Here is a 21,631-nt window from a genome sequence, read left to right on the forward strand (position 1 = left end):
GGCACTTGTTTACCTTGTAGATCGGTGTGCAATCATGCCCACTACCGTTGGGAGCGCGCACAGTTCGGAGATCCCGCATGAGTCAGACCCCGCACCTTGTGGTAGCCACCGAGGACGTTGCCGGCCGGGCCGGGCCGCTGCCCCGGCTGGCCCGCCTGGCGTACGGCGGCGACTACAACCCGGAGCAGTGGCCGGAATCCGTCTGGGCCGAGGACGTCGAGCTGATGCGGGTCGCCGGGGTGAACCTGGTCAGCGTCGGGATCTTCTCCTGGGCCCTGCTGGAACCGGCCGAGGGTCGGTTCGAGTTCGGCTGGCTCGACCGGCTGCTCGACCTGCTGCACGACGGCGGGATCGGCGTCGACCTGGCCACCCCGACCGCCGCACCGCCGGCCTGGTTCCGCCGCCGCCACCCGCAGGCCCGGCTGGTGGACCGGCACGGCGTGCCGCAGGGCGGGGGCGCCCGACAGTCGTTCTGCCCCAGCTCACCCGCGTACGCCGAGGCCAGCGCGCGGATCACCGAACAGCTCGCCCGCCGCTACGCCGACCACCCCGCGCTGGTGCTGTGGCACTCGCACAACGAGTACGGCGGCGTCAACGCGCTCTGCTACTGCGCCACCTCGGCCGAGGCGTTCCGGGACTGGCTGCGTGACCGGTACGGCGGCGACCTGGACCGGCTCAACGCGGCCTGGGGCACCACGTTCTGGGGCCAGCGGTACGCCGACTGGGCGGAGATCGAGCCGCCGCTCGCCGCGCCGACCGCGGTGAACCCGGCCCAGCAGCTCGACTTCCTGCGCTTCTCCTCCAACGCACACCTGACGAACTTCCGGCGGGAGCGGGACATCCTGCACCGGCTCTCCCCCGGCGTGCCGGTGACCACCAACTTCATGATCGCCAACTGCAAGACGATCGACTACTGGCGCTGGGCCGCCGAGGTGGACGTGGTCTCCAACGACCACTACCTGCGGGCCGAGGAACCGGACAACCACATCGAGCTGGCGATGTGCGCCGACCTGACCCGGGGGGTGGCCGGGGGTCGGCCGTGGCTGCTGATGGAGCACGCCACCTCGGCGGTGAACTGGCAGCCCCGCAACATCGCCAAGCGCCCCGGCGAGCTGCGCCGCAACAGCCTGGCCCACCTGGCCCGGGGCGCCGAGTCGGCGCTCTTCTTCCAGTGGCGGGCGTCCCGGTTCGGCGCCGAGAAGTTCCACAGCGCGATGCTGCCGCACGGCGGCACCGACACCCGGATCTGGCGCGAGGTGGTGGCGCTCGGCGCCGAGTTGCCCAGCCTCGAACCGCTGCGCGGCACCCGGGTGGTCGCCGACGCGGCGGTGCTCTGGGACTGGGAGTCCTGGTGGGCCGTTGAGCTGGACTGGCGGCCGTCGGTCGACCTGGACTACCGGAAACGGATGGCGGCCTGGTACGAGCGGCTCTGGCGGGACCGGATCACCGTGGACTTCGCCCACCCGGAGCGGGCACTCGACGGCTACCCGCTGGTCGTCGTACCGAGTCTCTACCTGACCACGCCGGCCGCGGCGGAGAACCTGCGCCGGTACGTGGCGGGCGGTGGGACGCTGCTGGTCTCGTACTTCTCCGGGATCGTGGACGCCGACGACACCGTGCATCCCGGCGGCCATCCCGGTGCGCTGCGCGACCTGCTCGGGCTGACCGTGGAGGAGTTCCTGCCGCTGCGCTCCGGCGAGACGGTCCGGCTCGTCGAGACGGTGACGGCCGGGCCGGCCAGGGCTGGGACGACCGGGCCGACCGAGGCCGGGCCGACCGGGCCGACCGGGACGACCGGGCCGACCGGGGCTGGGACGACCGGGGCGACGGCGGGCGCGGAGATCAGCGCGGACGTCTGGGCGGAGGTGGTGGTGCCGCAGGGCGCCACGCCGGTGTGGAGCTATCGGGACGGTCCGGCCGCCGGTGGACCGGCGGTCACCCGGCACGCTCTCGGTGCCGGCCACGCCTGGTACGTCTCCACCCGGCTGGATACCGCCGGGCTGGCCCCGGTGCTCCGGGCGGCGTACCGGGACGCGGGCCTGGTCCCGCCGGACGGGGTGCCGGACGGGGTCGAGCTGGTCCGGCGCGCGGGTGCGGACGGCAGCCGGTTCCTGGTCGCGATCAACCACGCCGACCGCGACGCGGAACTGCCGGCCAGCGGCACCGACCTGGTCGACGGCACCGTCCACGATCGAGTGCTCCGGGTGCCGGCCGGCGGCGTACGGGTGCTGCGCACCTGATCCAGCGGTCGTGTCCCGTCCGTTGTCGATGTCGGGGCGGCTCGTTCGTCTAGCTGGTGACGGGCCGGCGACGGACTGGCCCTGGAGGCGGGGAGAGCACGATGGGAAAGCTCGTTGTGGTGGTGAACGTGACGCTCGACGGGGTCATGCAGGCACCGGGCGGGACGGACGAGGACACCCGGGGTGGCTTCCGGCACGGCGGTTGGGCCACCCCGTACGCCGACCACGTCATGGCGGAGACGATGGGCCGGGGCATGCGTGCGGACGGCGCGTTGCTCTTCGGCCGCCGCACGTTCGAGAAGTTCTGTGGCTACTGGCCGAGGCAGACCGACGGCAACCCGTACACCGAGGTCCTCAACCGCAAGCACAAATACGTCGCCTCGCGGAGCCTGGCCGAGCCTCTGCCCTGGCAGAACTCGTCCCTGCTGAAGGGTGACGCGACCGCGGCGGTGGCCGCGCTCACGCGCGAGGTCGAGGGCGACCTGGTCGTGCTCGGCAGCGGCGAGCTGGTGCGGTCGCTGGCCGGGGCCGGCCTGGTCGACATCTACACACTGTCGATCCACCCGATCACACTCGGCTCCGGGACGAAGCTGTTCGCCGAGGGCGAGACGGGGTACGACACACTGGAGCTGGTCGATGCCGTTCCGACCACGACCGGGGTGATCATCGCGACGTACCAGCGGCGGCGGCGAGCGTCGGAGACCTCTTGACATCGTTGGATGCGGATGGTTCTGTGAGCGCTCACAGGAGCAATCGCTCGCCATCCGCCTAAATCCAGCGTTATTGCAGCCAGCACCGGCAAACTTCGGGTTGTGAGCGCTCCCAATCACGGCGCTGGTGGGCGAGGTCGAGGCCCTGGCGGAGCCGCCTGGGCCCCTTGGTCGAGTCCACCGAGGAGCGTTTGTCGATGCAGCAGCCAAGAGTCGCCTCCGCCGCCGTCGCGCTGATCGCCACCGTCGTCGTGGCCCAGCCATCCCCGGCGGCGGCCGGAACCGGCACCGGGTTCTCCGTGCCGACGGCAACCGTGCCATCGGGAACCGTGCGGAACCCGGGTTTCGAGGCGGCCGGCCCGGACGGCTCGCCCGTCGGCTGGTCCGAGCGGGGCCAGCGGTCCGCCAGCTACGTCGAGCCGGGCGGCCGGTCAGGCGGGAACCGGCTCACCCACTGGGCCGACCGGTCGTACCGGGTGGAGACCGTCCAGCGGCTCACCGGGCTGCGCCGGGGCGACCACACCCTGCGGGTCTCGGTGCGGGCCAGCGGCGGCCAGCGCGACGCGTACGTCTCGCTCACCGGCTGCGGCGGGCCGGGCCGCCGCGTCGACCTGCCCCGCACCGGCGCCGAGTGGTGGGTGGAGGTGGCCCTGACCACCCGGGTCAGCACCGGCCGCTGCACCGTGGCGCTGGTCTCCGACGGCCACGCCGGGGACTGGGCGCACTTCGACGACCTGACGCTACGCCCGGCCACCCGGCCGGCCGGCGCCCCCGCGCTACGCATCGCCGGAGCCGACGTCTCGCACCTGACCAAGAACGAGCACCACGGCGCGGTCTACCGCGACCACCGGGGACGGCCCGGCGACGCGCTGCGGATCCTCGCGGAGAACGGCGTCAACTACGCCCGGCTGAAGGTCTGGGTCGACCCGGCCGACGGGTTCAGCGACAAGGCGGACGTGCTGGCCAAGGCGCGCCGGGCAAAGGCGCTCGGGATGGGCCTGCTGGTCGACTTCCACTACTCCGACACCTGGGCCGACCCGGGCAAGCAGTTCAAGCCCGCCGCCTGGGCGGAGCTGCCCTTCGACCAGCTCCGTAAGGCGCTCTACGACCACACCTACGACGTGGTGTCCAGCCTGCGCCGGCAGGGCACCCCGGCCGACATGGTGCAGGTCGGCAACGAGATCAACGGCGGGCTGCTCTGGCCGGACGGGCGCTGGGACAACTGGGACGGGCTGGCGGCGCTGCTCACCGCCGCCAGCACCGCGGTCACCGACGCCTCGCCACGCAGTCGGGTCGCGCTGCACCTGGCCGAGGGTGGCAACAACGGCGGGCACCGGTGGTGGTTCGACAACGCGGTCAGCCGGGGCGTGCCGTTCGACCTCGTCGCCGTCTCGCACTACACGTACTGGCACGGCCCACTCGGTACGCTCCAGGCCAACCTCCTCGACCTCACCGCCCGGTACGGCAAGCCGGTGCTGATGGTGGAGACCGGGTACGGCTTCACGCTGGCCGAGAACGACCACGAGACCAACATCTTCAACGCCTCGCTGCAACAGGCCGGCGGCTATCCGGCCACGCCCGCGGGGCAGGCCGACGCGATCCGCGACATGGTCACCACCGTCGCCGCCGTCCCCGGTGCGCTCGGCGTCTTCTACTGGGAGCCGACCTGGACCGCGGTCGCCGGAGCCGGCTGGGATCCGGCCGACCCGACCTCCGGGGACGGCTGGGAGAACCAGGCACTCTTCGACTACTCCGGCCGGGCCCTGCCCGGACTGCGGGTACTCGGCGACGCCGCCAGATGAACGCGACGCCACCCGATGAACGGACGCCACCCGATGAACGCGGCGCCGCCAGATGAACGCCAGGTGGGCCGGCGTACCGCCGCGACGCCGACGGCATCCGACCTGCCGGCCGGCGTACCAGCGCGGGTACGCCGGGCACCCATCCCCTCGACGGAAGGAAGTCCCATGAGCGGTCCGTCCCATCCGCTCCGTACGGCAGCCGCCGCTCTCGGCGCCGTACTGCTCGCCACCGGCCTGGTCGCCGGCCCCGCCCCGAGCCCCGTCCGCGCCGCCGCCACCATCAGCAACCCGGGCTTCGAGTCCTCCGGTGCCAGCCAGAGCCCGCCCGGCTGGTCCGAGTCGTCCGGCTCGGGCCAGCAGAGTGCCAGCTTCACCGAGGCCGGCGGGCGGTCCGGCAACTACCGCCTGTCGCACTGGGCCTCCGGCGCCTACCGGGTGGAGACCTACCAGCAGCTCACCGGGCTCGGCTCCGGGTCGTACACGCTGCGGGCCTGGGTCCGCTCCGGTGGCGGCCAGGTCGCCGCGTACCTGGCGCTGCGCAACTGCGGCGGCGCCGAGCAGCGAACCAACATCCCGACCACCTCCACCTGGACCCAGGTATCGGTGACCGCCCAGGTCACCAGCGGGCAGTGCACCGCCGCAGTGGTCTCCGACGCCCGGGCCGGCAACTGGATCAACGTGGACGACGTCGAGTTCACCGGCGGCGGCACCGGCAACCCGGGCGGGGGCGTCCCTATCCGCGGCGTCGACATCTCCACCCTGCTCAAGAGCCAGGACCGCGGCGGCGTCTACCGGGACGCGGCCGGCACCGAGCGGGACCCACTGCAACTGCTCACCGCGAACGGGGTCAACTACGCCCGACTGAAGGTCTGGGTCAACCCGGCCGACGGCTACAACAACAAGGCCCGGGTGCTGACCATGGCCAGCCGGATCAAGGCCCGGGGGATGCGGCTGCTGGTCGATTTCCACTACTCGGACAGCTGGGCCGACCCGGGCAAGCAGAACAAGCCCGCCGCGTGGAGCGGCTACAGCTTCAACCAGCTCCGGGACGCGGTCTACAACCACACGTACGACGTGCTGAACGCGCTGAGGGCGCAGGGTACGACGGCCGACATGGTGCAGGTCGGCAACGAGATCAACGACGGCATGCTCTGGCCGGACGGGCGCAGCAACAACTGGGCCAACCTGGCCGCCCTGCTGACCGCCGGCAGCAACGCGGTGAAGGCGGTGAACGGCTCGACCCAGGTGATGCTGCACCTGGCCGAGGGCGGCAACAACTCGCAGCACCGTTGGTGGTTCGACCAGGCCACCTCGCGAGGGGTGCCGTTCGACGTGATCGGGGTGTCGCACTACCTCTACTGGCACGGCTCCCTCGGCAGTCTCCAGGCCAACCTGAACGACCTCGCCTCCCGGTACGGCCGGCCGGTGCTGGTCGCCGAGACCGCGTACGGCTTCACCCTGAACGCCGACGACAGCGAGCCGAACATCTTCAACTCCTCGTTGCAGTCCGCCGGCGGCTATCCGGCCACCCCGCAGGGCCAGGCGGACGCGCTGCGGGCGGTCTTCGACGTCGTCCGCGCGGTGCCGAACGGGCGGGGCCTGGGGGTCTTCTACTGGGAGCCCACCTGGACGGCGGTGCCCGGCAACGGCTGGGACCCGACCAACCCGTCCTCCGGCAACGGCTGGGAAAACCAGGCGCTCTTCGACTACGGCGACCGTGCGCTGCCGGGTTTGGCGGTCTTCGGTTCGGTGTGACCCGGGTCGACCGGCCGGGACCGGTCGGCAGACCTGTGGCGGCTCCCCTCCGGCTGGTCCGGGCGGGAGCCGCCCTCGCGTGTTGGCGACGGGCGCCCGGTCGGCGGTGCCCGGGCACCCTCCCGTAGGATAGACGGCTGTAAATAAAACCCGTTACAAGCTGTTAGCGGTGGAGCGGACTCGGGATCGAGGTCCTTCAATGTAACCTGGTAGTCGGCGTCCGTTTACCAACCGGCCACCGGATGTATCCAGGAGGACAGGACCCATGCCCCAACTCGCCCTCTTTGCGGCGGACATCGTCGCAGTGACTCTGCTCGTGTTCGGGCTCTACTTTCCACGCCACCGGCGTCGCGACCTCGTCGCCGCGTACCTCGGCGTGAACATCGGGGTGATGGCGGTGGCGAGTTCGCTCGGCACCAGCAGCACCGGCACCGGCCTGGGTCTCGGTCTGGCGCTCTTCGGAGTGCTCTCCATCATCCGGCTCCGCTCCACCGAGCTCGACCAGCACGAGGTGGCGTACTACTTCTCGGCGCTGGCGCTCGGCATCCTCTCCGCTCTCGGCGGCGGTCCGGCGTGGCAGGTCCCGACCATGATGGCGCTGATCCTCGTGGTGATGTTCGTCGGCGACCATCCGCGACTGTTCCGCAACTACCGACGGCAGAGCATGTTCCTCGACTCGGCCATCACCGACCATGTCGCGCTGGTCGCCTACCTCGAACAGAAGCTCGGCGCCCGGGTCCACTCCGCCAGCGTCCAGCGCCTCGACCTGGTGAACGACACCACCCTGGTGGACGTCCGGTACTCGCACCCGTCGGTGCGGCAGGCGGTCCGTAACGTCCCGGTGACCAGCGGCGCGGTGCCACGATGACCACCGCCGTCGACTGCGCCCCACCGGCGCACCTGAAACCGATCTGCCTCGACGAGCTCACCGAACGGGCCGCGTTGCAGACCCGGGTGGACCGCAAGTACGTGCTGCCGGTCAGCGAGGCGCGGGACATCGTCGCCCAGGTCGGTCCGGACACCCTGGCCCTGGAGATCGACGGACGCCGCTGCTTCAGCTACCGCTCCGTGTACTTCGACACCCCGGAGCTGACCAGCTATCTGCTCACCGCCCAGCGCCGGCGTCGCCGGTTCAAGGTTCGCACCCGGACCTATCTGGACTCGGCGGAGTGCTGGCTGGAGGTGAAGACCCGGGGCCCCCGGGGCAACACCGTGAAGGACCGACTGCCGTACCAGCCGGACCACGAGACGAGCCTCTCGGCCGGGCGGCGGTTCGTCGAGGAGGTACTCGCGAGGGAGTCGATCGAGGTCGGGGACCGCGCCTTCGCCCCCGTCCTGGTCACCCGGTACCAGCGCAGCACGCTCTTCCTAACCGCGACGGTGAGCCGGGTGACCATCGACACCGAGCTGACCTGGGAGGGCGACACCGGTCCGCCGCTGCGGCTGCCGGGGCTGGCGGTGGTCGAGACCAAGACCGGCTCGACCGCGTCCTGCGTGGACCGCCTGCTCTGGGCGCGGGGTCACCGCCCGGTGCGGATCTCCAAGTACGCCACCGGGCTGGCCGCACTCCGGCCGGACCTGCCGTGCGCACCCTGGCGCCGCACCCTGCGCCGGCACTTCACCCTCCTCGGGGCCACCGACGGCCACCGAACCCACCCCGACGCCGAGCGGCCCGGCCCCAGCCTCGTGGCGAGCGCGGTCCGTCCCCCCACCAGCTCTGGAACGGAGTAGGAAATGCGCACACTCGGCTACTACCTGGCGGGCGCCCTGGTCGCCGCGGCGATGGGCCCGGCCCTGGGCCCCGCGCCGGGACCGGGCGGCGGGTCCGACCGTCCGGTGTCGGTCGCCCAGGACACGACGGCGGGCAGCGGCGGCGCGGCCGCCGGCGCACCGGCGAGCGGCCCCGCCGATCCGGCGGTGGCCCAGGCGGATCCGACCGGTGACATCACCTTCTCGGTGCCGAGCGGCACCTTCCAGGCAGAGGTCTCGGTCGCGCTGGGCAGCACGGTGAGCGGGGCGGAGGTCCGGTACACCACCGACGGCCAACCCCCCACGGCCAGCTCACCGGTCTACTCCGGAACCCCGCTGAGGTTCACCCGCACCACCCAACTGCGGGCCCAGGCGTACGTCGGCGGCGCCGCCACCGGCGAGCCCGGCACCGCCATGTACGTCGCCCGCGCGGTGAGCACCAACCACGACCTCCCGGTCCTGCTGCTGGACGCGTACGGGGCCGGGGCACCCGGGCGGGAGTACATCGACGCCGCCGTCATGCAGTTCTCCCCGGTGAACGGAACGACCTCGCTCTCCGCCGCGCCCAGCCTGGTCAGCCGGGGCGCCTTCCACCTGCGCGGACAGTCCAGCGCCATGTTCCCGAAGACGCCGTACCGGCTGGAGTTGCGGGACAACGCCGACGACGACGTCGACCTGCCGCTGCTGGGCATGCCGGCCGACTCCGACTGGGTGCTGCGCGGGCCGTACACCGACAAGGCGCTGATCCGGGACGCCTTCATGCACGGCCTGGGCCAGGACATGGGCCTGTACGCCCCGCGCTTCGCCTTCGCCGAGGTGTACGTGAACACCGACGCGCAGCCGGTGGCCACGAACGACTACCTCGGGGTCTACCTGATCATCGAGACCATCAAGAACTCGAAGAACCGGCTCGACCTTAAGCAACTCGACGAGGACGACATCACGCTGCCGAAGCTGACCGGCGGTTACATCTTCAAGTTCGAGTGGATGGCGGCGGAGGAGCCGATCCTGCCCTGCCAGGGCGCCGACGCGACCTGCTGGCACTACCTGGAGGTGGTCGACCCCGACCCGCTGCAACCCGAGCAGGCAGAATGGCTGCGGCAGCACATCCAGCAGTTCCACGACCTGTTGCGCAGTCCCGGGTTCGCCGATCCGGTGACCGGCTATTCGTCCTTCATCGACGTCGACTCCTTCGTCAACCAGCTCATCGTCAACGAGCTGAGCCGGGGCATGGACGCGTACCTGCGCAGCGCGTACTTCCACAAGGACCGGGACAGCAAGATCGTCGCCGGCCCGCTCTGGGACTTCGACCTGACGTTCGGGGTCGGTGGCTACTTCCAGAACGACCAGATCGCCGGCTGGCAGCACCAGCAGACCCGGTCCCCGAGTGCGAACGACTGGTTCCAGCGGCTGCTCCAGGACCCGGCCTTCGTCAACCGGGTCAAGGCTCGCTGGCAGCAGCTCCGCCAGGGGGTGCTCTCCAACGCCCAACTCCAGGCCCGGATCGACCGGTTGACCGCCCCGCTGACCGCCGCCGCACAGCGGAACTTCCAGCGCTGGCCGAACCTGAGCACCCGGATGCTCGGCCCGTTCTACACCCCGACCTCGCCGACCTGGCAGGGACAGGTGCAGTACATGCGGGACTGGATGTTCCAGCGGACGGCGTGGCTGGACACCACCGGCGGCTGGGGCTCCGGCGGTCCGACCAATCCGCCGACGACTCCACCGACGACTCCGCCGGCCACCACCCGGCCGCCGACGCCGCCCGCCACCACTCCGCCGGCCTCGGGCCGCACGTGTACGGCGACCTACAGCGTCGTCGGCCAGTGGAACGGCGGCTTCCAGGCCAGCGTACGGGTCACCGCCGGCTCGGCCGCGATCACCGGCTGGCGGGTCAACTGGACGTACGCCAACGGCCAGACGGTCAGCCAGTCCTGGGAGGCGACGGTCACCACCAGCGGTGCCTCGGTGACCGCGACCAACGTCGCGTACAACGGGGCACTGGGTGCCGGTGCCAGTGCCACCTTCGGGTTCCTCGGCACCTGGAACGGCACCAACAGCCCGCCCACCCCGACGTGTACGGCGTCCTGACCCTCCGCAACTAGCGCAAAGCCCCTGCCGGCGCCGACCCCCTGGTCGGCGCCGGCAGCGTGTTCCGGGCCACCCCGCCGAGCCGACAGCCTGGAGCCAACCCGGTTGTCGTCGATAGCTTGGCGATATATCGTGAACGTATCAGCGACACTCAGAGGAGGCTCGGATGGGGTTTCACCGAGGGTTTCACCAGATGCAGGAGGGCCGGAGGCGAGGCTTCGGCTTCGGCTTCCCGCCGCCAGGACACGGTTACGGGCACGGCCGGGGCGGTGGCCGGGGACGTGGCGGCGGCCGGGGACGGCGGCCGAACGTCCGCGTCGCGGTGTTGGCGCTGCTGACCGAGCGGCCGATGCACGGCTACGAGATGATCCAGGAGTTGGACTCGCGCACCGGCGGTGCCTGGCGGCCGAGCCCGGGGTCGATCTATCCGACCCTGCAACTCCTGGAGGACGAGGGTCTGATCGCCGGCAGCACCGAGTCGGGCGGCGGGCGGCGGCGCTTCGGGCTCACCGAGGCCGGGCAGGCGGAGGCGGCCGCGGCGGCGGAGCAGCCACCGTGGGCCGAGTTCGCCCAGGACACCATCAACAGTTGGCACGACATCCGCGAGGCCGGCTTCCAGGCGATGAACGCACTGCGCCAGGTCATGATGACCGGTACGGACGACCAGCGGGAGCGGGCCGCCCAGGTGCTCGACGAGACCCGGCGCAAGCTGTACGCCATCCTCGCCGAGTCGGAGTAGGCGGAGCCGGCGGGTAAGCCGGACTGGCGGTCGGGCAACCGGGACGGTTCGCCGGACGGCGCTCAGTGCGCCGTCACGGTTGCCCGACGGCGGTCAGTGCACCGTCACGGTTGCCCGACGGCGGTCAGTGCACCGTCACGGTGGGCTTGACGGCGGTCAGTGCACCGTCACGGTGGGCTTGACGGCGGTCAGTGCACCGTCACGGTGGGCTTGACGACCATGTCGCGCAGTTCCTCGGGCAGTTCGGCACCCATCTCGTCGGCGAGCCGCACGGCCTCCTCGATCAGGGTCTCCACGATCTGCCCCTCGGGCACGGTCTTGATCACCTTGCCCTTGACGAAGATCTGCCCCTTGCCGTTGCCGGAGGCCACCCCGAGATCCGCCTCCCGCGCCTCGCCGGGACCGTTGACCACGCAACCCATCACCGCCACCCGCAGCGGCACCGGCAGCCCTTCCAGACCGGCGGTGACCTCCTCGGCCAGCTTGTAGACGTCGACCTGGGCCCGGCCGCAGGAGGGACAGGAAACGATTTCCAGCCCGCGCTCGCGCAGCCCCAGCGACTCCAGGATGGCCGAGCCGACCTTGATCTCCTCCACCGGTGGGGCGGAGAGCGAGACCCGGATGGTGTCGCCGATCCCCTCCGCGAGCAGCGCGCCGAACGCCACCGCCGACTTGACGGTGCCCTGGAACGCCGGCCCCGCCTCGGTCACCCCGAGGTGCAGCGGATAGTCGCACGCCTCGGCGAGCTGCCGGTACGCCCGGATCATCACCACCGGGTCGTTGTGCTTCACCGAAATCTTGATGTCCCGGAAGCCGTGCTCCTCGAAGAGCGAGCACTCCCAGAGCGCCGACTCGACCAGCGCCTCGGCGGTGGCCCTGCCGTACTTGGCCAGCAGGCGCTTGTCCAGCGAACCCGCGTTGACCCCGATCCGGATCGGCACCCCGGCCGCCGAGGCCGCCGCCGCGATCTCCTTGACCTTGTCGTCGAACTGCCGGATGTTGCCAGGGTTGACCCGGACAGCCGCGCAGCCGGCGTCGATCGCCGCGAAGACGTACCTCGGCTGGAAGTGGATGTCGGCGATCACCGGGATCTGCGACTTCTTCGCGATCGCGGGCAGCGCCTCCACGTCGTCCTGCGACGGCACCGCCACCCGGACGATCTGGCAGCCGGAGGCGGTCAGTTCGGCGATCTGCTGGAGCGTCGAGTTGACGTCGGCGGTCAGCGTGGTGGTCATCGACTGCACCGACACCGGCGCGCCGCCGCCGACCAGCACCGAACCGACCTTGATCTGTCGGCTGACCCGCCGGGTCGCCAGCGGTGGCGGCGGTACGGCGGGCATGCCGAGGCTGACGGCGGTCACTCTGTCTTCACCTCTGGATCAGGGTTATCGGATTGACCACGTCGGCGGTGATGGTGAGCAGGGTGAACGCGCCGCCGATCAGGATCAAAGCGTACGTTACGGGCATCAGCTTGAAGTAGTCGACCCGCCCGGGGTCGGGCTTGCCGAGCCGGGCGAAGAGCCAGGACCGGACCCGTTCGAACCAGGCGATGGCGATGTGCCCGCCGTCCAGCGGCAGCAGCGGAAGCAGGTTGAAGACGCCGATGAAGAAGTTCAGCGAGATGAAGAGGAGGACGAAGACCTCCCAGAGCCCGTGCTGGACCGCCTCGCCGCCGAGCCGGCTCGCCCCGACCACGCTGATCGGGGTGTCGATGTCACGCTTCTCGCCGCTGATCGCCTCCCAGAGGGCCGGGACCTTCTGCGGGAGCCGCTGGAGCGCCTTGACGGTGTTGACCGCCATCTGACCGGTGAAGTCGGCGGTGGCCCCGAAGGCACCGGCCGGGCTGTAGGTGATGACCGGCGGAGTGCCGAGCCCGACCCCCAGGGCCGAGACCGGGCCGACCGGGCCGTCCACCTGGTCCTGCGGCGGGCGCTGCACCTCGGCCAGGTTGACCCGGGTGCCCTGGCTCGCGCCGTCCCGCAGGTACGTCACCTCCACCGGCCCGGGCTTGGTCGCCCGGATGGCGTCCAGCATGTCGCCCCAGTTGGCCACCGGCATGGTGCCGATCGCGGTGATCACGTCACCGTCGCGGAGGTTGGCCTGGGCCGCCGGGCTCGCCAGGTCGCCGGGCTGGCAGGCCCGGGCCTCGTTCTCCTGAACCACACAGGGCGCGATCTCGATCCGGGCCGGCTCGTTGCGGATCTCGGCGGTGGTGGTCGGGTAGTCGGGGTTGGGCAGCCCCATGAAGATGGCGGCGAACCAGAGGGTGACGATGGCGAGGGTGAAGTGCGCCACCGAACCGGCGGCCATCACGGCGGTCCGCTTCCAGAGCGGGTAGCGCCACATCGCCCGGGGCTCGTCGGCCGGGTCGACGTCGTCGTCCTGCGGCGTCATGCCGACGATCTTGCAGAATCCGCCGAGCGGGATCGCCTTGACGCCATACTCGGTCTCACCCCGCCGGAACGACCAGATGGTGGGGCCGAAACCGACGAAATAGCGGGTGACCTTCATCCCGAACCGCTTGGCCACGAGCATGTGCCCGGCCTCGTGCAGGCTCACCGAGATCAGGATCCCCAGGGCGAATGCCACCACCCCGAGCAGATACAGCATCAGGCTCCTTCCACCGCTTCCGCGATGATCTCCTGGGCATGCGCCCGCGCCCAGGACTCGGCGGCGAGCACCTCCTCGACGTTACCCGGTTCGGCGAAATCCGGTGCCGCCTCCAACACCCGCTCCAGGGTGTCGACGATGCCGAGGAACGGCAGCCGGCCGGCGAGGAAGGCGGCGACGCACTCCTCGTTGGCCGCGTTGTAGATCGCCGGGCGGCAGCGGCCGACCGTACCCGCCTGCTTGGCCAGGCGTACGGCCGGGAACGCCGCCTCGTCCAACGGCTCGAAGCGCCAGCTCTGCGCCGCCGTCCAGTCGACCGCGGGGGCGGCCCCGGCGACCCGGTCCGGCCAGCCGAGGGCGAGTGCGATCGGCAGCCGCATGTCCGGCGGGCTGGCCTGGGCCAGCGTCGAGCCGTCGACGAACTCGACCATCGAGTGGATCATCGACTGTGGGTGCACCACCACGTCGATCTGGTCGTACGGCACGCCGAACAGCTCGTGGGTCTCGATCACCTCCAGCGCCTTGTTCACCAGGTTGGCGCAGTTGATCGTGACCACCGGCCCCATGTTCCAGGTGGGATGGGCCAGCGCCTGCTCGGGCGTGACCCGGGTCAGCTCCTCCCGCCGCCGGCCCCGGAACGGCCCGCCGCTGGCGGTGAGGATCAGTCGGCGCACCTCGGCCCGGGTGCCGCCGCGCAGGCACTGGGCCAGCGCCGAGTGCTCGGAGTCGACCGGCACGATCTGGTCCGGTCGCGCCATGGCGGCCCGGACCACCGGTCCCCCAGCCACCAGCGACTCCTTGTTGGCCAGCGCCAGGGTACGCCCGGCGCGCAGCGCCGCCAGGGTGGGCGCCAGCCCCCGCGAACCGACGACGCCGTTGAGCACGATGTCGCACGGCCACTCGGCCAGCTCGGTCATCGCGGCCGGCCCAGCAACGATCTTGGGAAGTTTGAAGTCGCCGCTGGCCCAGCCCCGCTTGGTGGCCTCGGCGTAGAAGGCCAGTTGCAGGTCCTGGGCGGCGGACGACCTGGCCACCCCGACCGCCTCGACCCCCAGTTCGAGGGCCTGGGCGGCGAGCTGGGCCACGTTGCCACCACCGGCACCGAGCGCGACCACCCGGAACCGATCCGGGTTGCGCCGGACGATGTCGATCGCCTGGGTGCCGATCGAGCCGGTCGAACCGAGCAGGACGATCTCGCGCGGAGAACTCACCCCGCCATTCTTCCTGACCCCTGCTGGACCTTCGCTGGGAGCCTCGGCCCTCCAGTGTCCGGCCCCGACCGTCTCCGCTCGCGGGACCGCTCGAACAGGTCGTACGCTGGGTTTGCTCGGCCCCGAAAGGACAACACATGGCTGATCTTGACCACACCCCCGCACAGGCCGCCCGGGAGGCCGGACTCCGCGAGGTCTCGGAGGCGCTGCTCAACATCGAGCAGGCGATCAAGCGGACGGAACGGGCGAAGCGGACCGTCTCCATGACGGTCGGGTGCGACGACCTGGCCCGGATGCTGGACACGGCCGCCCGGAACCTGGAGATCGCTCGGAAGGACCTCTTTCAGGGCGCCTATTTCTCTGCGGATTCGCCTAAGCTCTTCTGACCATGCGCAGTGGTGAGCAGATCCGGGCGGCACTGGTCAAGTTCGTTAGCAGCTGGCAGACCTACGCTGGCCCTGAACGCTCCGAAGCACAGACCTTCCTCAACGAGCTGTTCGAGTGCTACGGACGCAACCGTAAGGACGCCGGAGCGCTCTTTGAGGATGCCCACTCGTCCACCGGCATCATGGATATGCACCTGCCCGGCCTGCTCATCGTGGAGATGAAGGCGCCGAAGGAGAGCATCCGGCTTGCTCGGCACCGCAAGCAGGCACTCGATTACTGGCACAACTCGGCCGACGTGACCGTAGGACGACCCGCGCCCCGATTCGTAGTGCTCTGTTCCTTCCACCGCTTCGAGATCTGGGAGCCCGGGAAGTATCCGAACGCCCCGCTGCTGGAGTTCGATCTCGCGGAACTACCCGACCGGTACGAGTCGCTGATGGTGCTCGCCGGAGACGAGCCACTGTTCCACCACAGCAGCCGTCAGTTGACGAAGGATGCCGCTGTCGCGGTGGCGAACGTCTATCAGGGTCTGCTCGGCCGTCAGGCCGCGCCGCCCGAGTCGATCCAGCGGTTCATCCTCCAGATGGTGTGGCTGTTCTTCGCCGAGGACTACGACATGATCGAGGGTCGGCCGACCGAACAGACGTTGAAGCTCCTCACCCAGGTTGGTGATGTCTGGTCCTCGTACCTCATGCTCGGTGGGCTCTTCACCTCGCTGAACGATCCGGATGACTTCGGCCGGCGGGGCGTTCTCAAGGGCACGCGGTACGTCAACGGAGACCTTTTCGACAAGCCCGCGTTGGTGCACCTAACCAAAGACGAGGCCGCCCAGTTGCTGCGAATCGCCGAGTACAACTGGCGGCAGGTCGACCCGACCATCTTCGGGTCGCTCATCGAAGGCTTCCTCAGCACGGACCGCAGTGCTCTCGGCGCCCACTACACTCACGAGATCGATATCCTGAAGATCGTCCGACCGACAATCGTCAAGCCATGGCGAGCGCGCATCGACGCGGTGGGCACCCCGGACGAGGGCGTTGCCCTGTTGCACGAGCTGTGCCAGTTTCGGGTGCTCGATCCGGCCTGCGGCTGCGGCAACTTCTTGTACGTCGCCTACCGAGAACTGCGCCACCTGGAACACACGCTCAAGGCGCGGATCACCGACTTGGCGAAGGCATCGGGCCTGCCCCCGCCGACCGGCCTGCCATACTTCCCGCTCCGCAACATGCAGGGGATCGACGTGGTGCCGATGGCCACCGCCGTCGCCCGGGTCACCCTCTGGATGGGGCACCGGCAGATGATTGAACAGTACGGCGCGGCCGAGCCGCCGCTGCCGCTGGTCAGCCTCGGCTCGATCCGGACAGCAGACGCCCTACGGGTCCCCTGGCCGGAGACCGACTGCATCGTCGGCAACCCACCCTTCCTCGGCTCGCAGTTCATGCGGGAGTCCCACGGTGACGACTACCTGAAGTGGCTGAGTAACACGTTCAACGTCGGCATCAAGGACTTCTGCGTCTACTGGTTCCGTCGCGCCCACCAGCATCTCAAGCCGGGTCAGCGCGCCGGCCTGGTAGGCACCAACTCGATCGCCCAGAACCGCGCCCGCTCGGCCAGCCTGGAGTACGTCACCAGCAACAACGGTGTGATCACCGATGCGGTCTCCAGCCAGGTCTGGCCGGGTGAGGCCAAGGTGCACGTCAGCCTGGTCAACTGGATCAAGTCACCCAGCGAACCACCGGCTGATTTCGTCCTTGATAACCTACCCGTCACCGGAATCACGGCAGAGTTGAAGGCTCCGGAGTCGTCGACCAGCAAGGCGCTGCCACTGACCCCAAATAAGGGCAGGTGCTTCCAGGGCCCCATCCCGGTTGGTGACTTCATCATCACCGACAGGGAGGCACGCTCGCTGTTGCATCGGCGGGATGCGGAGTACCGGGACGTCGTCCGCCCTTACATCGTCAGCGAGGACATCGCGGACGACCCCGGCCAACGGCCCAGACGTTGGGTGATCGACTTCGCGCGACAGCCGCTCGAAACCGCGATGAAGTACCCAGCCGCGCTGGACCTGGTACGCGAGCGAGTCAAGCCCGTGCGCGACACCAACAGCCGGAAGACGCGGAGGGAAAAGTGGTGGTTGTTCGGCGAGATTGCTGTCGGTATGCGTACAGCCCTGGCTGGGCTTCCTCGTTACATCGCAGCACAGGCACAGGGTAAGAGGCTGCTTTTGACGTGGTGCGAGCCGTGGACCTGCCCCAGCAACCTAGTTTACGTGTTCGCCTTCGGTGACGACTACTCGATGGGCGTGCTGTCGTCGTTCACGCACAGCGCTTTCGCGTGGTCTCAGTCATCGACCCTGAAGCGGGACATCAGGTACACGCCGACCTCGGCGTTCTTACCGTTCCCGTGGCCTTACCCGGTTACTGACGAGCAGCGGGAGTGGGTTGCTGAGGCGAGCCGACGCATGATCGCTCGGCGGCAGGAGATCTGCGCCGACGAGCAGTTCGGACTGACCCGGCTCTACAACCTGGTGGATGAGGGCGCCTACACGGAGTTGAAGGCGCTGCACCGCGATTTGGACGAGGCGGTGGCCGCCTGCTATGGCTGGCCAAAGTCGGTCGCGCAGGACAAGGACGAGATCACCCGTCGGCTACTCGCCCTGAACGCGCAGATCGCTGCGGGTCAGCGCCCCTACGCCCCGTTCACCGAGCGGGACGGCATGGCGATTGCGCACCAACTCGGCCTGCCGGTCACCTGAGCCAGCCATCGCGTTGGGACCTCGCCCAGCCGAACGGCCATCGGCAGCGACCGTCGGGGTACCACTCGCCCCACCTGGGAGCAGGCCGCGGTCGATCAGGAAGCGGGTCAGCTCGTCGGCCTGCCCGTCGGTCAGGCCGGCCCGTGGGATGTCCCAACACGCCAGGCCACCGGCCTGCCAGAGCACGAAGCCGAAGGGATGACTCCCGGCCCGCGCGACCAGATCCCAACTCAGCGCCATCCGCGCCCGCGCAGACTGCCAGGCCAACTCGTCGTCGGTCAACCGGTAGGTCCGGTCCGCGTACCACGTCGGGGGCAGTCGGGCCACCACCTGCCGGGCCATTATGAATGGCTTGACCATCCAGCAGATTCCCAGGCCGAACAGGACGGCGGCGCCGTAGGCTGCCCCGAGACGGTCCGGCTGGTAGGCCAGCGCCCCGGCCGAGACCAGCACCACCCCCAGCAAGCCGGTGAAGATCCGGCTGCGCAGCATGGTGACGGCGAAGAGTTGCCGGGCGTACGTCCGATCCCGGGCAGGGGTGAATACGATGTGCACGGCGAGACCCTACTCAGATCCGCCCACGCACCGCAGCCCGCTCCGGCCGGACAGGCACGCCGACGGCGGTCAGCGGGCGGCGGCCACGTCCCGGCCGGGTGACCCGCTCCTACCTCCGCACTGTCAGAGTTCATCGGTGGTGATCAGGCCATCCTGTAGGGCCCGGGCGACGAGGGCGGCCTTTGTCGGTGCCTCGCGGCCGAGGTTGGCGTACTTGATGCGTACCCGTTCGAGGCAGGAGTTGACCCGATGGACGGTGAGGTTGAGGCGGCGGGCGACCATCTCCTTCGACTCGGAGTGGAACCATTCGATCAGCACCTGCTGCTCGCGGGGGGAGAGCCGTGGGCGGTGGGGACGCTCGTCGGTGCCGAAGGCACCGGCGAGGGCGGGTGGGGTGTACGGGGTCCCGGCCGCGGCGGCCGTGATGGCGGCGACCAGGTGCTCCTCGCCCTCCGCCTTGGTGAGATAGGTGAAGGCGCCGATGTCCAGGGCGGCGAGGACGCTGTCCCGGTCGCTCCGCATGCTGTAGACGACCACCTGGCGACCCGCGTCGACGAGTCGCTTGAGGTCACCGTATGCGGGGCCGGCGATGTCCAGCTGGAGGTCCAGGACGACGACGTCGGCCCTGTCACCCGGGTCGAGCCAGGCGACGGAGACGGTCGGGCCGGCGGCGACGACGTCGATGGGCGGGTCGGCCAGGGCACACCAGGCGCGCACCCCGGCGATGACGACGGGGTGGTCGTCCACGACTACCGCAGTGATCATCGTTCCCCCTGTCAGCGCAGTCATCGCTCTTCTTGCCAGGCGGCCTGGATCCACAGGCGATCTCCGACGACCGTCATGGACTGCCGGACCCCGCCGCCGTCCGGCATCGGTGGTGGGGGCGGGCACGCGGCGACGACGCTGACGGTCACCGTCCCGCCGGTGCTGGCGACCGTGAGCCGGGCCCTGCCCCGGGCGGTGGCGAGGGCGGCTATGGCCGGCTCGATGAGCCGCTGGCGGACCAGCGGTGGCAGTTCGGGGCGGTCGCCGCACTCCGCGAAGGAGACCGCGACGCCGTTGCGCTCGGCCAGCTCGATGCAGGCCCGAAGCTCGTGCGACAACGAGTCGGCGGTGTCCTCGGCGGCGATCAGCCGGCGCATCCGGGCGGCCTCGGCCGCGCACATCCGGCGCACGGACTCGTCGCCCGGGTCCAGCTCGCCGGAGGCCAGGCCCGTGAGCAGGGGTACGGTGCCGGCCCCCAGCCCGGAGAGCCGGCTGGTCCGGTCCGCGTGCAGGTGCCGGGCGACCGCCTCCGAGGTGCGCACCCGTTCGGCGGCGCGCAGCGCCTGGGCGGACGAGGCCGCCATCCCCCGCAGCACGGCGGCGATCATCGCGATCGCGAGCTGGTAGGCGAGGACGGCCCAGGTCGCGCTGACCGCGCCGGCGACACTCAGGGCAGCCTGGCCGGCGAGGGCGGCCTGCCCGAACGTCATGAGGTAATGGGCGGCGAGCACGGCGACGAACGCCGGAATCCGGGCGTCCATCATGAGCAGTACGACCTGCCAGCCCGCGTCCCCCTCCGACCAGTGCGCGGCACCGAGCAGGTACTCCGGCCGCACCGACATCGTCGCCAGGGCGGAGAGCGCGAAGACCAACCCGAGCAGCGGCGGGCGCCACCGGCCGAGCGGGCGGTCGCGCCAGGTCGCGACGGCCACGGCCAGGGTCACCGCGACCAGGCCGGCCCAGGTGACGATCTGGGGCCAGAACACGGCGTACGCCTCGCGGCTGGACAGCAGCCGCGGCAGATCGAGAAACAGCAGGATCGCCAGGCTCATCACGACGACGGCCCAGCGCAGCCCGCGCTGGAACGAGGTGGCGATGATCTCCTGGTCGTTGCCGCTGACCTCGGGGACGGCACGGGGACAGCTGAGGGTGACGGTGGTGCCGTGCCCGGGACGGCTCTGGATGCGCGCCGCACCGCCGATCCGGATCATCCGCTCCGTCAGCGATCGGGTCACCCCGTACCGCTGGCTGTCGACGCGGGTCGGGTCGAAGCCGAGGCCCCTGTCGATGATCTGCACGGTGACCCGCTCGGCGTCGTGGTCGACCCGGATCTCGGTCCGGTCTGTGCCGGCGTGCCTGACGACGTTGGTCAACGCCTCGCGCACGCCGCGGGTGAGCGCGACGGCGTCCGCGGCCGGCAGCGGCAGGGAATCGGGAGTGCGCCAGGCGATCTGCGGCAGAGCGTTGTCGGCGACCTCGTGCAGCAGCGGGACCAGGTCGGCCTCGCCGTGGAGCACATCCTCGGAGCGCTGTAGTTCCCGCAGGTCGCGGCGGGCCTGCTCGACGAGCCACGGCTCGGTCCGGTCGACCACACCGCTGCCCACCATCAGCAGCGTGGCTGCCGCGGTGTCGTGCAGCGCCGCGAGGTACTCCCGCTCGTCGCGCCGCCGGGCCGCCGCGACCGCCGCGGCGTGGCGCAGCTCGGCGGCGCGTGCGATCGTCCGGTCCGCGGCGCGGGCACCACGCCGGACGAACCGGTAGAGCCCCCACGAGAGCGCTGCCTCCGCCGCCGTCCAGGGCCCGATCGACGGGTCGACGAGCCAGCCGCCCGGATCGGCCATCGTCGCGCCGACGTAGTAGGCGGTCACGATCGTGAGCGTGCCCCCGGCGAGCAGCCGCCAGTCGACCTGCCAGGGGTAGGTGACCACGACCAGGTTCACCGCGACGAAGAGCCAGGTCGAACCCCCGCGCGGGTCGGATGTGACGGTCCAGGACTGCGTCAGGCAGGCGCCGCAGACCGCCGCGACGTCGGCGAGCGGCAGCCAGCGGCGGACCGACCGGGAGCCCCGCAGCATGGCGGCGGCGTAGCAGAGGCTCCAGCCGTTGAAGCCGACCACCACCGCCACGGCGACCATCCGGTCGGGCACCGGAGCGAGCGCCAGGTAGGCCGCACTGGACAGGCCGATCACGACGATGCGAAGACCGAGTGCGTAACCGAGCCCCTGACGGAGAAGTCTCTGTTCCACCGCGCCCGGCACAGGGTCA

General features: G+C 70.5%; 16 protein-coding genes. 10 read left to right on the forward strand and 6 right to left on the reverse strand.

Annotation, left to right across the window (positions count from 1 at the left end; translation table 11 throughout):
• The first annotated feature begins 77 nt into the window (after positions 1 to 77).
• The 8 genes from ABNF97_RS29465 (at position 78) to ABNF97_RS29500 (ending at position 11,086) form a co-directional block, all read left to right on the forward strand.
• Positions 78 to 2,240, forward strand: coding sequence for a beta-galactosidase (locus ABNF97_RS29465; protein ID WP_349340521.1), 2,163 nt, complete (start codon positions 78 to 80; stop codon positions 2,238 to 2,240).
• 101 nt (positions 2,241 to 2,341) lie between these two features.
• Positions 2,342 to 2,950 (forward strand): dihydrofolate reductase family protein, encoded by a 609-nt coding sequence (locus ABNF97_RS29470; protein ID WP_130464288.1) that lies wholly within the window; start codon positions 2,342 to 2,344, stop codon positions 2,948 to 2,950.
• Between the two features lie 197 nt (positions 2,951 to 3,147).
• On the forward strand, positions 3,148 to 4,752 hold the full coding sequence (locus tag ABNF97_RS29475; protein WP_349340522.1) for a glycoside hydrolase family 53 protein: 1,605 nt from the start codon (positions 3,148 to 3,150) through the stop codon (positions 4,750 to 4,752).
• A gap of 165 nt (positions 4,753 to 4,917) precedes the next feature.
• The gene (locus ABNF97_RS29480) at positions 4,918 to 6,507 is read left to right on the forward strand and encodes a glycosyl hydrolase 53 family protein (RefSeq protein WP_130464290.1); all 1,590 of its coding nucleotides are present in this window, start codon (positions 4,918 to 4,920) and stop codon (positions 6,505 to 6,507) included.
• Positions 6,508 to 6,772: 265 nt separating this feature from the next.
• Positions 6,773 to 7,375 carry a DUF4956 domain-containing protein gene (locus tag ABNF97_RS29485; RefSeq protein ID WP_130464291.1) on the forward strand — a complete coding sequence of 201 codons (603 nt, stop codon included), beginning with the start codon at positions 6,773 to 6,775 and terminating at the stop codon, positions 7,373 to 7,375.
• Positions 7,372 to 8,238 carry a VTC domain-containing protein gene (locus ABNF97_RS29490; RefSeq protein WP_130464292.1) on the forward strand — a complete coding sequence of 289 codons (867 nt, stop codon included), beginning with the start codon at positions 7,372 to 7,374 and terminating at the stop codon, positions 8,236 to 8,238. Before ABNF97_RS29485 ends, ABNF97_RS29490 begins: the two co-directional genes overlap by 4 nt.
• Positions 8,239 to 8,241: 3 nt before the next feature.
• Positions 8,242 to 10,347, forward strand: a complete 2,106-nt coding sequence (locus tag ABNF97_RS29495) for a CotH kinase family protein (RefSeq protein ID WP_349340523.1) — start codon at positions 8,242 to 8,244, stop codon at positions 10,345 to 10,347.
• 166 nt (positions 10,348 to 10,513) lie between these two features.
• A complete protein-coding gene (locus ABNF97_RS29500) occupies positions 10,514 to 11,086 on the forward strand; it encodes a helix-turn-helix transcriptional regulator (protein ID WP_130464293.1) in 573 nt (190 codons plus the stop codon).
• Positions 11,087 to 11,274: 188 nt separating this feature from the next.
• Here ABNF97_RS29500 and ispG read toward each other — a convergent pair whose 3' ends face one another.
• From ispG to dxr, 3 genes are read right to left on the reverse strand one after another with little or no spacing between them, the layout of a single operon-like run.
• Positions 11,275 to 12,447 (reverse strand): flavodoxin-dependent (E)-4-hydroxy-3-methylbut-2-enyl-diphosphate synthase, encoded by a 1,173-nt coding sequence (ispG, locus tag ABNF97_RS29505; RefSeq protein ID WP_130464294.1) that lies wholly within the window; start codon positions 12,445 to 12,447, stop codon positions 11,275 to 11,277.
• A 7-nt stretch (positions 12,448 to 12,454) separates the two neighbouring features.
• Positions 12,455 to 13,696 (reverse strand): site-2 protease family protein, encoded by a 1,242-nt coding sequence (locus ABNF97_RS29510; RefSeq protein ID WP_130464295.1) that lies wholly within the window; start codon positions 13,694 to 13,696, stop codon positions 12,455 to 12,457.
• Positions 13,696 to 14,907, reverse strand: coding sequence for a 1-deoxy-D-xylulose-5-phosphate reductoisomerase (gene dxr / locus ABNF97_RS29515; protein ID WP_130464296.1), 1,212 nt, complete (start codon positions 14,905 to 14,907; stop codon positions 13,696 to 13,698). Before dxr ends, ABNF97_RS29510 begins: the two co-directional genes overlap by 1 nt.
• 137 nt (positions 14,908 to 15,044) lie before the next feature.
• Between dxr and ABNF97_RS29520 the strand changes: the two genes are divergently transcribed.
• Complete coding sequence (locus ABNF97_RS29520) at positions 15,045 to 15,293, forward strand: hypothetical protein (protein WP_349340524.1); 249 nt, start codon at positions 15,045 to 15,047, stop codon at positions 15,291 to 15,293.
• Between the two features lie 2 nt (positions 15,294 to 15,295).
• The gene (locus ABNF97_RS29525) at positions 15,296 to 18,046 is read left to right on the forward strand and encodes a DNA methyltransferase (protein ID WP_349340525.1); all 2,751 of its coding nucleotides are present in this window, start codon (positions 15,296 to 15,298) and stop codon (positions 18,044 to 18,046) included.
• On the opposite strand, the gene ABNF97_RS29530 is transcribed toward ABNF97_RS29525, so the two are convergent.
• The 3 genes from ABNF97_RS29530 to ABNF97_RS29540 form a co-directional block, all read right to left on the reverse strand.
• Positions 17,939 to 18,601: a hypothetical protein gene (locus ABNF97_RS29530; RefSeq protein ID WP_349340526.1), complete on the reverse strand. Its 663-nt coding sequence runs from the start codon at positions 18,599 to 18,601 to the stop codon at positions 17,939 to 17,941. The two genes, ABNF97_RS29525 and ABNF97_RS29530, sit on opposite strands and share 108 nt — an antisense overlap.
• Before the next feature lie 123 nt (positions 18,602 to 18,724).
• Positions 18,725 to 19,366 carry a response regulator gene (locus ABNF97_RS29535; protein WP_349340527.1) on the reverse strand — a complete coding sequence of 214 codons (642 nt, stop codon included), beginning with the start codon at positions 19,364 to 19,366 and terminating at the stop codon, positions 18,725 to 18,727.
• 20 nt (positions 19,367 to 19,386) lie between these two features.
• Positions 19,387 to 21,624, reverse strand: a complete 2,238-nt coding sequence (locus ABNF97_RS29540) for a sensor histidine kinase (protein WP_349340528.1) — start codon at positions 21,622 to 21,624, stop codon at positions 19,387 to 19,389.
• Between the last annotated feature and the right edge of the window lie 7 nt (positions 21,625 to 21,631).

The organism is Plantactinospora sp. B6F1 (assembly GCF_040120695.1).
In the GTDB taxonomy this organism is placed as follows: domain Bacteria; phylum Actinomycetota; class Actinomycetes; order Mycobacteriales; family Micromonosporaceae; genus Plantactinospora.